We start from the raw sequence: 13,944 nt of genomic DNA on the forward strand, positions 1-13,944 counted from the left end.
TCTCCCTTGTTGTGATTGTGAATGTGGGGAGGCCGGCCCCATACCGGACTCCCGAGGGTGGTCGTGCGCAGGCGACGGGCAGGCACCAGCCGCTGCGCACGGCCGTGCGCCAGCTGCCGGCGCCACGCGCCGGCATCAAGACGTAATGCGAGGAAAGAACCGCCCGGAAGGAATCAGGCCGGCTTGACCACCGGCATGGCCGATGGAGGCCGCTGGTGGATAAAGATCACGATGACCAGCGCGCCCACCAGTCCCAGTACTGCTGCCAGGACAAAGCCACCGGTATAGGTCTTGGCGCTCTGGATGATGAAGCCCGTCGCCGCCGGGGCGATGATGCCCGACAGGTTGGAGAGCATATGCATGAAGCCGCCTGCGGTCCCCATGCACGAAGGTGCCACGCTGTCTTGGATCAAGGCCCAGAAGCCGGGACCGGCGAGCATCAAGGCGCCGATGGCCAGGGTCATCACCGCCACGATCTGCATGGTGTCGTCGATGAGACCGACCACGCCGATACACAACGACGAGGTCAGCAGGCTGCACACCAGCACCACCTTGCGCGAGAACAGCAGCTTGCCGGTGATGCGATAGAGCGTGTCGATAAGCCAGCCGCCGCACAGGAAGCCGAGCGCGCCCATCAGCCAGGGCAGCGCCGAGAAGAAACTCATCTCCTTCAGGCTCACGCCGCGTGCGTCGATCAGGTAGCTGGGGAACCAGGTCATGAAGAAGAACAGGATGTAGTTGTAGCAGAACAGCGCGCCACCGGTGACCAGCACTTCACGCTGGGTGATGATGGTCAACAGGTTGGCCTTCTCTGCATCGGACGTTGCGGCTACGCTCTGACGCTCTGCATTGATCAGCTGCAACTCGGCCGGGCTCACATGCTCGCTCTGGGCAGGCAGGTCACGCGACATGCGATGCCACACCAGCGCCCACAGCAGGCCCAGTAGGGCAATGATGACGAAGGCCGTGCGCCAGCCCAGCCACAGTGCCAACAGGCCCACCACGGGACCGGCTAATGCACCACCGATGGGACCGCCGGCCTGGTTGATGCCGATGGCGCGAGCGCGCTCGCGCACCGGGAACCAGTTATTGATGGTCTTGTTGGAAATGGCCGAGACCGGTCCTTCCCCCAGCCCGAACAACACCCGTGCCGCCAGCAGCGACCAGAAGTTGAACACCCCGGCGGTCGCGCCGCACAGCAGCGACCAGATCACCATGGACCAGGTGAACACGCTCTTGGGGCCGAAACGGTCCGATAGATAACCGCCAATGAAATTGAAGGCCGCATAGCCGATGAAGAAGCAGCTGAATATCAGCCCCTTCTCGGCGGCAGTGAGGTGGAAGTCCTTGGTGATGAAGGGAATCGCCACCGACAGCGCGGCACGATCCATGTAGTTGATCATCATCGCCAGGGTCAGCAGGGCCAGGATCGCCCAGCGATATTTGCTTGTCTTCATGTCTGTCTCCGTTGCCGGGCGAATCGAGCCGCCGGCATGGCCGCCTGCCCACCAGGGGGTGCGGCTGAACTAAAGCCAGCCTGGCGTCGCGCCGGCCGGTCTGGATAAATAATGCGTGATGTGCGTCGCCATGAATGCGAGGTCACCGATCAGGATTGGACGTAGTCTACCGCTGCCCACTCGAAATACTGTTTCAGGTCCTGGATCAGGGCCACATGTGCCGGATGTACCAGGTAGCGCTGCACGGCATCGGCGTCATCGAAGGACGACTCCAGCAGGTAGTCCCAGCAGATCGAGCGATCCAGCACGTTGGCTGAGACCTTCCAGTCGCGGATGAAGTCGATCTCCCCGACCAGCACGCGCATGCGCTCGGCCAGTTCCGCCTGGCGGGCCATATCCTTCTCCACCGCCGCCAGGCGGCGGAACATCACCACATGGCGCATCATCACTTGGCCCCCTGCTTGGCCGGCCCCAGGTGATAACCGCGACCGGCGTAGTCGAAATCGACCAACTGGTTGATGGCCACTTCCTTGTCGGCCGGCGAGGCGTAGAAGGCACGGATTTCCTTGATCAGCCCGCTGTCCTGGTCGAAGATATACCATTCATCGCCGCGCAGGGCCGTGCCCAGCTTGCCCTTCCAGTGGGTCCACTCGATCACGGCTTCATGGCTGTCGTGGCTGACCAGGATCTTCTCGATGGTCCATTGCGATCCCAGGTTTTCCACGCACCAGACCCATTTGAGGGCGATGGTATCGGCGCTGCGCCAGGGGATCTCGGGCAAGCCGGAGGGAAAGTAATGCACCGCATCCGGGGTGAAGCAGGATACCAGCGCCTGGTAGTCGGCGGCGTTGCAGGCATCGAAGTAACGGCGGATCAGGGCCGCATAGCGCTGTTGTGTCTCGTGGGTGGGCTGGGTCATGGGGTTTCCTTGGAATCGTTGACCGGTGCAGCGACATGGAGGTCGTGGCAACCGGTATGCAAGGTCGATAGTAGTGAAGCAATTGCGAGCCGGGAACCGTCCTGCCGACGCAAAAACCGTCCTCATCCCACTCACTGGAACGAAGCCGCTCATCCTCCACGTCCCGCCTCCCCTGTTGCACGCCGGGTCCCACCCATTGGAATAGTGAGGTGCAGTCACTGTCCCGGGCCACTGGCCGGACAAGCTTGCGCTCCCTAGAATCGCTCGACATCCAACAATCATTTCAATCCGGAGACTCACATGACTGCCCCCGCCGCAGCATGGCGTGCTACGTCCGGCGACGGGTCGAACCCGCCGCCGCAACGTGGAGAGGCGCCATGAGCTATCAATTCGATTTCCAGACAGTAATGGAACAATGGCCTATCTTCCTGCGCGGTGCGTGGGTGACGGTGCAGATGATCCTGCTGGCCATCCTGCTCGGATTCATCGGCGGCACCCTGTGCGCCATCGGGCGTGGCAATGGCCCGGCCTGGCTGCGCAAGCTGCTGGGCGCCTATGTCGAGGTGATCCGCAATACGCCCCTGCTGATCCAGGCCTACTTCCTCATCTTCGGCCTGGCCAGCAGCGGTGTACGGGTACCGATCCTGATGGGTGCCACCATTGCCTTGGTGGTCAATATCAGTGCATACACCAGCGAGATCATGCGCGCCGGCATGGATGCCATCCATCCGGGCCAGATCGAAGCAGCCGATTGCCTGGGCCTGTCGCGCTGGCAAATCTACCTGCACGTGATCCTGCAGCCGGCCATGGAAAAGGTCTATCCGGCACTGGTCAGCCAGTATGTCTTGCTGATGCTGGGGTCAAGCATCCTCTCCGCCGTGGGGGTGGAAGAACTGTTTGGGGTCTCCAATCGTGTACAAAGCCTGACCTATCGGAACTTCGAGGTCTTCGTGGTGCTGGGGGCGATCTACCTGGCGCTGGCGCTGTTGCTCAAGATCGGCTTTGCGCTCCTGGGCATGCTGCTGTTCCCGCGCCGGCGCAAGCTGGGCAATGCCTGAGGAGAAGCACATCATCATGAATTCGATCCTCCTCACGTCGCTATTGCAAGGCCTGCTTGGCACGGTCCTGCTCTCGGTACTGACCTTCGCCTGCGGTGGCGCATTGGGATTCGTTCTCTGCCTGGCACGCATCTCCGCCAACGCAGTCGTGCGCGGCGCCGCCTCGCTCTACATCCAGTTGGTGCAGGGCACACCGTTGCTGGTACTCATGGGACTGTGCTTCTTCGGTCCCGACCTGCTGGGCATGGATGCGGTGGCGCCCCTGTCGGCCGCGACCCTGGCCATGTCCATCTATGCCAGCGCCTATCTGGCCGATATCTGGCGCGGCTGTCTGCAATCGGTCCCGCGTGCCCAGTGGGAAGCGGCCGAATGCCTGGGTCTGTCGCGCTGGCAGCGCATGCGCCAGGTGATCCTGCCGCAAGGACTGCGCCTGGCCATGCCGCCCACGGTGGGCTTCATGGTGCAGATCGTCAAGAACACTTCAACGGCCTCGCTGGTGGTGGGCTTTGCCGAGCTCAGCTACAACGCCAAGGTCATCAACAACGCTACCTTCCAGCCGTTCATCTATTTCGGCCTGGCAGGACTCTTGTATTTCGCGGTCTGCTATCCCCTGTCGATGCAGGCACGTGCACTGGAAAGGAAACTCAATGTCAGCAGTCGTTAAGATGCAAGGCGTGCGCAAGGCCTTCGGCACCAACCAGGTGCTGGCCGGCGTGGACATGCAGATCCATCGCGGCGAAGTCGTCGCCATCATCGGCCAGAGCGGTTCCGGCAAGAGCACCACCCTGCGTTGCATGGGCTGGCTGGAAAGCATCGACGCCGGCCAGTTGTCCGTGTGCGACCATGCACTGCATGCGCCCCACGTGGACCGCAAGGCGTTGCGCCGCGATGTGGGCATCGTCTTCCAGAGCTACAACCTGTTCCCGCACCTGACGGTGCAACAGAACGTGACCCTGGCGCTCAAGTCGGTCAAGCGCATGAAGGCGACGCAAGCCAACGAGATCGCCCAGGGCGTGCTCGCCAAGGTCGGCCTGGGTGCCAAGCTCGATGCCTACCCGCAGCAGCTCTCCGGCGGCCAGCAGCAGCGCGTGGCCATTGCCCGCAGCCTGGCCATGGAACCCAAGCTGATGCTCTTCGATGAAGTCACCTCGGCACTAGACCCGCAACTGACCGGCGAAGTACTGCGCGTGATGGAAGAGCTGGCCGCCGAAGGCATGACCATGGTCCTGGTAACGCACGAGATGGCCTTCGCCCGCAAGGTTGCCAGCCAGGTGATCTACATGCGCAACGGCATGGTCCACGAGAGCGGCCCGGCCGCCATCCTGGACGCGCCTGCCACGCCGGAGCTGCGCGACTTCGTGCTGGCCTGAACTACGCCCGGCCCCTATCTGCTTCACCCACCACAACATCCATCAGGGAGACATCATGTTGTCACGTCGCGATTTCCTTATCCACTCGGCCGCACTGGCCGCCGCCGGCACGCTGGCGCCTCTGGCCATGGCCGATACATTGGACGACGTGCGCAAGCGCGGCAAGATCCGCGTCGCGCTCGACCCCAACGTACCGCCCTGGTCCTACAAGAACGACAAGCTGGAGTGGGCCGGCTGCGAGTACGAGATCGCCCGCCAGCTGGTCAAGGACCTGGGCGTGGCCATGGAGATCATTCCCACCAACGGCGCCAACCGGGTGCCGCTGCTCATCACCAACAAGGCTGATCTGGTGGTGGCAGCCATGACTATTACGCCCGAGCGCGCCAAGGTCATCGGCTTTTCCCATCCTTATGACGGCACCACCAACACCGTGGCCGGCCCCAAGGCCTTGCAGGTCAAGAGTCTCAATGACCTGGTGGGCAAGAAGGTGGCCGTGGCGCGCGGCACCATCTCGGACACTGACCTCACCGCCACCGCCCCGGCTGGTGTGGAGATCGTGCGTTTCGAGGATGAATCGACCACCATGACCTCGATCCTGAGCGGCCAGATCGATCTGGTAGCTCAATCCTCCACCCTGACCGACAAGATCAATGAGCGTCAGCCGGCGCGCCAGATGGAGACCAAGGTCGTGCTGCGTACCAGCCTGCACGGCATGGGCATGCGACGCGGCGACGATGCGCTCAAGGCCTGGGTGGACAAGTGGATCGCCACCAACACCGCCAATGGCTTCATCAACGCCGCCTACAAGCGTGCCCACGGCACCGACCTGCCGCCGGCACTGGTGAAGGCCATCGCCGCGGCCTGATCGATCTTGCTCGTGCTGCAGGGGCTGCCGTCACAAGACGGCAGCCCCTTTTTCATCCCGACAGCAACAGGAAAAAAACGAGGGCAAGCCCTCGCATCAAAGGTGCTTGCCATCATGGGGATGGCAGGCAGCACCGGTTACAACATCCCGGTTTCCCGCCTCAATACAGGCGCTGTGGGCTGCCCACGAACTCCCACTGCGAGAAGTCGCCACCGAAGGTGGTCTCGCGCAGGGCCAGTGCGGCCTCCGAGCCCGGGACCGGTGGCGGATCGATGGCATATACCTCATCGACATGCTCATCTGGCCGCCCTTCCGGCCGGTAGCCCAGTGCATAGGCGCGACTGTTGTCGAACTGGCGGCGCGTGGTGTCGGAGACGCCATAGACCACTTCGTAGATCAGGTCTTCGCGCTCCATGCCGATGGAAATGAGCTGCGCCAGATCCTTCCACCAGATCCAATTGCCCAGGCGACGACGGTCGATGGGCTTGTCGTTGGCATTGCCGATACGGATGGCCAGGATCTTCAGGCCGAACTTGTACGCATACAGCGAGGACATCAGTTCGCCGAAGGCCTTGCCTACGCCATAGCGGCCATCGGGACGCATCTGCACCTGGTTATCGATGTCTCGCACGCGCGGATGCAGGCCCACCACGTGGTTGGAACTGGCATAGGCAATGCGCGGTACACCCGCTTCGCGGGCGGCCTCGAAGACGGCGATGCAGCCTTCCACGGAGAGCTTGACCTGCTGGTCCCAGGCCGCGTCAGTGGTGCAGGCCGACAGATGGACAATGCCATCCACGCCCTTGAAGGCCTCGATCAGCTTGTCCTTGTCGGTGCAGTCGACCACCCGGGCCTGTTCGTGCTCGCGACAGTCGGCGATTTCGCGGATGTCCAACAGCAGCAGGCGATAACCCAGGGCGAGCAGCGGGGCGCGCAGCCCGGTGCCGACACTGCCGGCGGCGCCGGTAATGGCGATGGTTTTCATGAACAATCCTCTCAGGCGATACGGTAACGTTGCAGGATGGCCGGGTCAGGGATGAAGCCCAGGCCAGGTGTTTGCGGAATAGTGACACGGCCATCGACTGGCAGCGGCGTGCCGCCCTGCGCCAGGTCGCCTTCCAGCGTGACATACAGGTGTTCGAACAGCGGTGCGCCATGTAGCACGGCAGCAAGATGCAGGGTGGCAAAATAGCCGGGACCGAAATACGGCGAGTGCGGCATGACCGACAGACCATGTTCTTGCGCCTCGTGTGCCACGGCCATGAATTCGCTCACGCCACCGACCTTGATCACCGACGGCTGGGGATAACGTACGGCCCCGGCTTGCATCATCTTCCTGAACTCGTGGCGGGTGCAGGCGTTCTCGCCCGCGCCCAGCGCAAACTCGGCATTGAGCGCCGCCAAGGTCTCGAAGTCTTCTGGCGGAAACACGGGTTCCTCCAGCCAGGCCGCGTCGATCTCACGCATCACGGCGAGGCGTTCGCGCGCCTGTTCGGCATCCCAGGCACAGTTCACGTCCACCGAGATACCCACCTCGGGACCGCTGGCCCGGCGCGCGGCGCGGATGACCTCCGGGTCAATCTCATGCAGCTTGATATTGCGGTAGCCCTGCTGCACGGCCTGCCTGCAGAAATGCTGCACCAACTCGACATCGGCATAGCGCACCAGGCTGGCGTAGGCTTCCACCTGATCGCGCCACGCTTGGCCCAGCAGCGCATGCAGGGGCTTGCCAGCATGCTGTGCAGCGATATCCCAGAGCGCAATATCAAAGCCAGAGATGGCAAATAGCGTCACGCCATAGCGACCGAAGATGTGCAGCCGCTTTTGCAATTCGTGGTTGAGCTTCTCCGGGGTAGCATCGAGCTCGCGGCCCAGCAGCATGGGCCGGATCATGTCGCGCGCGGCTGCCGCAGTGGCCGTACGGCAGACGTAGGAGAAGCAGTCGCCCCAGCCTACCAGTCCGGTATCGGTCTCGATGCGGATCAGTACCGAATCCACCGAGTCCCAGCGACCTGGCGTGATGCCCATGCCGCGTCCGCCATCATCGAAGGGAATTACCAATTCGATGACGTCGATTGCATTGATCTTCATTTCTTCTCCTCAAACACCAAATCTGACTGAGCGGCTCACAGCGACGTCCCGGCAATCATCCTACCGACCACCTCATCCATCTCCTGCAGGAGCTGGCGGGCCGGTTCTAGTATGTTCATCATGGGACCGAAATTGTGTGTCATGCCCGCGTATTCGCTGTAACGATGACGGACGCCATGCCAACCCAGCTTGCGGGCATAGCGACGTGCATCGTCACGCAGCACATCATATTGCGCGCCGACAACCCAGGCCGGCGCCACGCCGGCTAGCGAGCGCGCACGCAGCGGTGAGACGCGCGGCGACTCGAGCGTCCCATTCGGGACATACTGCTGCCAGAGCCATTGCATCTCGGCGGTATCGAGGAGATAGCCGCTTCCGCTCTCGCGGTAGCTTTCTGTCTCGGTATCGCAATCGGTCACCGGACTGAGTAGCAACTGGCCCAGTAAAACCACCCGTCCCCTGGCCTGCTGGGCCAACACGGCGGCGAGGTTGCCGCCGGCACTGTCGCCGCCGATCAGCAGCGGCAGACCATCGGTGAGCCTCGTGAGCCAGGCCAGTACATCTTCGCCGTCTTCCAACGCCGCCGGGAAGGGATATTCGGGTGCCAGCCGGTAGTCCGGCACCAGCACCTCGCAGCGGGTGGCCTGGCAGATGGCGCGGACAAAGGGATCATAGTCGACCAGACTGCCGGCCACCCAGCCACCGCCATGCAGCCACAAGAGCCGGCCGCGCGCGCCACCTTCCGGGCGATAGCGACGCACCGTCATAGGCCCGCCGCGACTGGGCAACGTCAGCTCGCTGATCTCACCCACTGCGGGGCCGGCGCCCCAGGACTGGCGACGCGCGGCAATGCCGGCGCGGGCCGCCTGGGCTGAACGCGCAGGAGCCACGGCGCCTGCCGCAGCTTGCCGGCGCTCTGCAATCATGGTTTCCAAATGGGGATGTAGTGGCACGTCGATTTCCTGCACTGGTCTCTGGGCTTGTCATAGATTGCTGCACCGCGCAACGATCGGGCTGAACGCGAGCGCACGCCGGGCTTATACTGCGTTCCACATATTGGAACAGCCGGGCAATCCCCTTCTTTCGAGGTTTGGTAATTCTAAGGCGCCGTCTGCAAAATGAAAGCATCGACAAAGCGACGCCGGCCCCACCCGGACGTACATATTCCAAAATCTGAGACAGGCGGTAAAAGATGGCTAACAACCCAGGCGACGGCACTGGCGCCCTAGAAAAGGCAATCGATGTCCTCGATGCCATCGGTTTGCGCCCGGGTGGACTGAGCCACATGGAGATCTCGGCGGCCGTTGGCCTGCCCCGCACCACCACCTATCGGCTTCTGGCCACACTGGTGCTGCGCGGACTGGTGCGCCATGATCCGGTCAAGAAAGTGTATTGCCTAGGATCACGCTGCCTGGACTTCGCCAAGCAGGTCTACACCATGCCCGAACTGGTCATGGCCGCTGGCGACGAATTGCGTGAATTGCGCGACCTGACTAACGAGACCGCCTATGTGGGTGCGCTGGAGGGCAGCAATATCGTTTCACTGGAGCGTTTCGACGGTGGCCATAGTCTACGCTCCAATACCGCCGTCGGCTTTCGCAAGAGTGTCTACGCCACCAGCCAAGGTAAGGCCGTGCTGGCCGCCATGGACGGCACCTCCCGCGACGCCGTGATGAAAAATGTCAGCATGCGCAAGTTTACGCCCATGACGCTGTCAGACCGGCGCGCCCTGTCAACCGAGCTGCAAGCCATTCGCATGCGCGGCTACGCCATCGATGATGAGGAAATCGTCTCCGGCGTGCGCTGCGTGGGCGCGGCAGTGATCGACCAGGATGGCGTAGTACGCGGTGCCATCAGCGTGGCCGGTCCAGCGTTTCGCCTCAGTCGTACGCGGCTGGAACTACTGGGACCACAGATCGCCGAATCTGCCCGCTACATCGGCAGTCGCCTGAGCCCTCTGAAGACCTTGCCAGCCGATGGCTGCCGCGTGGCCGAAGCCAGCACTATGGCCTTGTATGGCGCCAGCCCGCGCTGGTGCACACGACGTAACCGACTGGTGTGGATCGATGCTCTGGGACCGACACTGCGCACGTATCACCCCGGCGGCTCGGAGGAAATCCTGCACTTGGAGCAACCGGTCACGGGCATGTTGCCGCGCCAGGACCATCTCCTGTTGACGCATCAGAACGGTGCCCTGCGGGTCGACGATCATGGTGTGCATCCGCACTGGGAATGGCGCAACCTGGAAATTGTTTCGTTGGAAGCAGGCGAAGGTGAAGACATCTGGGTGGCCGTCGAATCGGTCAATGGCGCACTGATCGGACAGCTCGATGCGGGTGGCAACTTCAAGGTAGCCTGGTCGATTCCCGAACCTGTGACGTGTATACGCTGGAACTCCTGGAACAAGCAACTCTATGCCACCGCACCCGAATCAGGCGCGATTTTCATCCTGCGCCCCGGCGTGTCGTCGCTAAAGCGGTTGGCCAGCGTTCCCAAGGCCTCGGGGTCGATCACGGCTCTCGAATTTGACAATGAGGGTGGACTGTGGGCAGCCCTGCGCGACGGTTGGAACGTGATCCACCTGCGCGAGGATGGCAGCTGCGACCGTTCCGTGGCACTTCCCGTTCCCTACCCGACCGGGCTGTGCTTGGGTGGTGAGAATCTCGATCGGCTCTTCATCACCACCGCACGCCATCCGGTTCCGTTAGAAACACTGAAACGGGCCCCACTTTCCGGCCATCTTTTCGAACTTAACGTTTAATTCAGTAGTTAGGTTAGCATTTTAACGAGAAAAATCCGGCAGTGTTGAGTTGCATCGAAAACTGACCCACTTTTGGAGTGAACCCCTCGGGCTGGACCAAGGCCCGGAGATGAATTGATACGCTTGTCGAGCCTTCTCAGGAGGAGCGACATCATGGCATCACGAGGTCCATATCGGCGGCACAGCCCGCAATTCAAGATACAGATCTGCAGCGATATCCGCAGCGGCAAGATTGGGCGACGCGAGGCGCTCAAGACTCATAACTTGTCGGCTAATCTCATGCAGATGTGGTTATGGCAGTTTGATCGCGGTGAGCTGGATGCAGAAGATGCTGCTGCGTCGACGGTTGCAGAGTAGAAGACGCTTAAGGTCGAAGAGGTTTATCTGGCCGGATATGAGAAATTCGACGACGTGGCAGCGAGACTGCCATACTTCATCGAAGAGATTTACAACGAACGGCGTATGCACTCGGTGCTGGGCTATCAATCACCTAACCAGTTCGAAGCACAACTTGTTCGGAAAGCGGCTTAGTTTCTCGACCAACCTTGGTCCAGCCCGAGGGGTTCACTCCATAAGTGGGTCAGTTTTCAATGCAAATCAACAACTACTACTTCACCGCACGCGATATGAACAAGTGCTACTAATGAATCAATTCATCTTCTGCAACTTAGAGATCGCCATCCACATCGTTTGCGGAGCGGAATACATAGGAAAATGTCCGCAATGAGGGATTTCTAGCAGTTCTAGCTCTTCGTTTTGTAAGAGCTTGAGGTAGCTCAATGTTCTGTACTGCTCCCCGTACATGAACATTTTCTTGCACTTCAAATCTATGAATTTGCGGAGCAAATCTCCCCGATCAGATAACTCGACCATACTGCTGAAGATGCCTCTAATCGCCTCTGGCTGAACCTTTGCTCGCAAGCTTGATGAGTATAGAGCGCTGCCGTACTGCGAAGATAGCCGCGCCCTTTCAATAAAATCATCAAAGAATCGGCGTATGTCATCCACTGGATAATCGAGTATCTGCCTACTAAGGAAGCAGTCTTCTGATGCAAGATTTCCTTTGATATTTACGAAACTCAAAACACGCTCTGGGTAACGGTGACTCAAAAGAAGACCGCCTAAGCCACCCATTGAGTGCCCAACTAAATGGTATCTATTGAAGCCTAGGTATTCAGTAGCTGCAAGCGCAGCTTTCACCTGAAAGTCAATATCTACACGCGAGAGATCAGAACACCAGGTCTCTCCACAACCGGGCGCATCAATCGCTAAAAATGGATGTCCATCAAATTCCCGTTGAAGCACAAAATCAGCAAAATCTTCCTTTGTTGACCCAAATCCATGAAGAAAAACTACGGGATCTTTTTTACCTTGGCGTTTGAGTATAGATAACCTTAATTCCACCCCCTCGATTACAGTTTCTAAGGATGAGTGAGATAGTTCAGAGTTCATATAGGTACTTAGGTATGGACACGGAAGGAACAACGTCTCACTTACTATCGCGCCTTCTAATCCATATGTAAATTCCGTTTTTATTAATTCTCGATTAGCTAATTCCTATAAGCGGAAGACTATAGTGAATGCTCAGAAGCAGCCTTTCTTGACCGCAGTCAACCCGAAATAGAGGTTCCTATTAAGATGCCTTAATTTCGGTCCTTCAATTTGATTTCATTAGTGGGAAAGCAGCTTTAATCAGCGCCTATCTACGATCTTGCCTCTTTAACAGACGAAGCCATGGTCGTAGCGGAACATCCCCCGCGCTGCAATGACAAATTCCGCCGTATCCATTATTCTTTCGAAGAAGTCGTCTAACATTAAGAAAATCAACGACTTGAGAGGAAAAGTCGTCATCTCCACAGCTGGCACCGTCAACCTCAAGCAAAGCACCGCCATCAATACCGAGCGAAGCTTTGGCATGACCGTTTTGTCGACACGCGACCATGCGGAAGCGTTCTTGGTGGTGGAAACGGATCGTGCGACTGCCTTCGCCATGGACGGAATTCTGCTGACCGCCCTGGCTGCCACCGAAAAGCCCCAGAGGGCGTCATCATCAGTGGAAAACACTCCCCGTTGAGCTCTATGGAATCATCGACTCAGGCAATCCCGCGCGTACGTTTTAAAAAAGAATGGACTTAACCAAATCAAAGACAATCATGACCACTGCTCGAAATTTTGACGTCGCCGTCATCGGAGGCGGCGTCGTCGGCTCCAGCACTGCTTATTTTCTACTCAAGGAACACGCATCCCTATCGATTTGCGTTATCGAACCCGATTCGACATACGAGTTTGCCTCAGCGCTACGCTCATCGGGAGGTTGCCGTGTCCAATTCACGGCAGCTGAGAATATCGCGATGTCGCTATTCAGCATCGATTTCATCAAGAATTTCGAGAACCTAATGACAGCCAAGGGACGGCCCGCCCCAGTAGATTGGGTCCAGGGTGGCTACCTGTTTATCGTTCCCCCAGATGCAACCAAGGCCTTGGAGCGTAACGTTGCTTTCCAAAAGTCGCAGGGCTGCGTCGTCGACCTACTGACTCCCAGCGAACTGAAGGACAAATTCCCTTCGATGTACGTCGATGACCTGGGCGCCGGAGCTCATACCCCCGAAGACGGCTGGTGTGACCCCAATGGCCTGCTGTGGGGCTTCCGTCGGAAGGCTGTTGAACTTGGCGCAACCTATATCGATGGCAAGGTGGTTAGCGCTGAAGTCACTCAAAACCAGGCCAAATCGATAACTCTGGAAAGCGGCTCAGTCATCAACGCCACACACTTTGTCAATGCCACCGGCGCCTGGTCCGGCCAGGTCGCTCAGATGTTTGGCATGAATCTACCAATCTCGCCGGTGCGTCGCTTCGAACACTACTTCACGGCCGGCAGCCCAGTGGAGCAGCTGCCATACGTGAAGGACACCGCCCGTTTGGCATTCCGCTCCGAAGGCAAGGGTTTCTCCGGCGGCCTAGTTGATGGCTCTGTGACTCGCGGATTCAATTTTGACATCGACCACGACTATTTCGAAAATGTTGTCTGGCCGGCTGTCGCACATCGCTTCCCAGCGTTCGAAGCAGCTAAATGCCATCGCACCTGGTCTGGCCTCTACGAAGTCAACGAGCTGGACGGAAATCCGGTCATCGGTTCATGGAACTCTAGGTTGCCTAACCTGCATACGGTAGCGGGCTTTTCGGGCCATGGCATGATGCATGCCCCAGCTGCCGGCCGGGCCATTGCTGAGCTAGTTATTCATGGAAAATTCCAATCCATTGACCTGACCGCTCTTGGCTACGAACGAGTCGAGAAAAACCAGCCATACCCGGAACTGGGAATCCTGTAGCAGACTGACATTCATGCGGATGTCAGTAGCGCTCAAGCGAAAAAATACCGCTGTAGTGAACTGCACCCCAAAAGTTGGACATAAATCCAACCTT

15 protein-coding genes are annotated in these 13,944 nt (G+C 59.5%); 8 read left to right on the plus strand and 7 right to left on the minus strand.

The genetic code is table 11. The features are described from left to right. Positions 1-173: 173 nt before the first annotated feature. From JOD78_RS27530 to JOD78_RS27540, 3 genes are all read right to left on the minus strand, one after another. Positions 174-1,457: an MFS transporter gene (locus JOD78_RS27530; RefSeq protein WP_209570108.1), complete on the minus strand. Its 1,284-nt coding sequence runs from the start codon at positions 1,455-1,457 to the stop codon at positions 174-176. A 149-nt stretch (positions 1,458-1,606) separates the two neighbouring features. Then, entirely contained in the window at positions 1,607-1,903 is a 297-nt protein-coding gene (locus tag JOD78_RS27535) for a Dabb family protein (protein ID WP_209570193.1), read from the minus strand. After that, positions 1,903-2,376: a nuclear transport factor 2 family protein gene (locus JOD78_RS27540; protein ID WP_209570111.1), complete on the minus strand. Its 474-nt coding sequence runs from the start codon at positions 2,374-2,376 to the stop codon at positions 1,903-1,905. The genes JOD78_RS27535 and JOD78_RS27540 overlap by 1 nt, the downstream gene beginning before the upstream one ends. A gap of 377 nt (positions 2,377-2,753) precedes the next feature. Here JOD78_RS27540 and JOD78_RS27545 point away from each other — a divergent pair, with 377 nt between their 5' ends. From JOD78_RS27545 to JOD78_RS27560, 4 genes are read left to right on the plus strand one after another with little or no spacing between them, the layout of a single operon-like run. After that, positions 2,754-3,434, plus strand: a complete 681-nt coding sequence (locus JOD78_RS27545) for an amino acid ABC transporter permease (RefSeq protein WP_209570113.1) — start codon at positions 2,754-2,756, stop codon at positions 3,432-3,434. Positions 3,435-3,450: 16 nt separating this feature from the next. Beyond that, entirely contained in the window at positions 3,451-4,098 is a 648-nt protein-coding gene (locus JOD78_RS27550) for an amino acid ABC transporter permease (protein ID WP_209570115.1), read from the plus strand. Continuing rightward, positions 4,082-4,804 carry an amino acid ABC transporter ATP-binding protein gene (locus JOD78_RS27555; protein ID WP_209570116.1) on the plus strand — a complete coding sequence of 241 codons (723 nt, stop codon included), beginning with the start codon at positions 4,082-4,084 and terminating at the stop codon, positions 4,802-4,804. The genes JOD78_RS27550 and JOD78_RS27555 overlap by 17 nt, the downstream gene beginning before the upstream one ends. Before the next feature lie 55 nt (positions 4,805-4,859). After that, a complete protein-coding gene (locus tag JOD78_RS27560) occupies positions 4,860-5,669 on the plus strand; it encodes a transporter substrate-binding domain-containing protein (RefSeq protein WP_209570117.1) in 810 nt (269 codons plus the stop codon). Positions 5,670-5,829: 160 nt separating this feature from the next. Here JOD78_RS27560 and JOD78_RS27565 read toward each other — a convergent pair whose 3' ends face one another. From JOD78_RS27565 to JOD78_RS27575, 3 genes are read right to left on the minus strand one after another with little or no spacing between them, the layout of a single operon-like run. Next, entirely contained in the window at positions 5,830-6,654 is an 825-nt protein-coding gene (locus tag JOD78_RS27565; protein WP_209570118.1) for an NAD(P)-dependent oxidoreductase, read from the minus strand. 11 nt (positions 6,655-6,665) lie between these two features. Continuing rightward, the gene (locus JOD78_RS27570) at positions 6,666-7,760 is read right to left on the minus strand and encodes a mandelate racemase/muconate lactonizing enzyme family protein (protein WP_209570119.1); all 1,095 of its coding nucleotides are present in this window, start codon (positions 7,758-7,760) and stop codon (positions 6,666-6,668) included. A gap of 35 nt (positions 7,761-7,795) precedes the next feature. Next, a complete protein-coding gene (locus JOD78_RS27575; protein WP_209570120.1) occupies positions 7,796-8,713 on the minus strand; it encodes an alpha/beta hydrolase in 918 nt (305 codons plus the stop codon). A gap of 239 nt (positions 8,714-8,952) precedes the next feature. On the opposite strand from JOD78_RS27575, the gene JOD78_RS27580 reads away from it, so the two are divergent. Further along, positions 8,953-10,521, plus strand: a complete 1,569-nt coding sequence (locus JOD78_RS27580) for an IclR family transcriptional regulator C-terminal domain-containing protein (RefSeq protein ID WP_209570121.1) — start codon at positions 8,953-8,955, stop codon at positions 10,519-10,521. A gap of 153 nt (positions 10,522-10,674) precedes the next feature. Then, on the plus strand, positions 10,675-10,878 hold the full coding sequence (locus tag JOD78_RS27585) for a hypothetical protein (protein ID WP_245202326.1): 204 nt from the start codon (positions 10,675-10,677) through the stop codon (positions 10,876-10,878). Between the two features lie 291 nt (positions 10,879-11,169). On the opposite strand, the gene JOD78_RS27595 is transcribed toward JOD78_RS27585, so the two are convergent. Continuing rightward, a complete protein-coding gene (locus tag JOD78_RS27595; protein WP_209570122.1) occupies positions 11,170-11,973 on the minus strand; it encodes an alpha/beta hydrolase in 804 nt (267 codons plus the stop codon). A gap of 313 nt (positions 11,974-12,286) precedes the next feature. Here JOD78_RS27595 and JOD78_RS27600 point away from each other — a divergent pair, with 313 nt between their 5' ends. Then, on the plus strand, positions 12,287-12,595 hold the full coding sequence (locus JOD78_RS27600; protein ID WP_209570124.1) for a transporter substrate-binding domain-containing protein: 309 nt from the start codon (positions 12,287-12,289) through the stop codon (positions 12,593-12,595). Positions 12,596-12,674: 79 nt separating this feature from the next. Beyond that, positions 12,675-13,850 carry an FAD-binding oxidoreductase gene (locus JOD78_RS27605; protein ID WP_209570126.1) on the plus strand — a complete coding sequence of 392 codons (1,176 nt, stop codon included), beginning with the start codon at positions 12,675-12,677 and terminating at the stop codon, positions 13,848-13,850. The last annotated feature ends 94 nt before the right edge of the window (positions 13,851-13,944 follow it).

The organism is Herbaspirillum sp. 1130, assembly GCF_017833835.1.
Classification (GTDB): Bacteria; Pseudomonadota; Gammaproteobacteria; order Burkholderiales; family Burkholderiaceae_D; genus Herbaspirillum; species Herbaspirillum huttiense.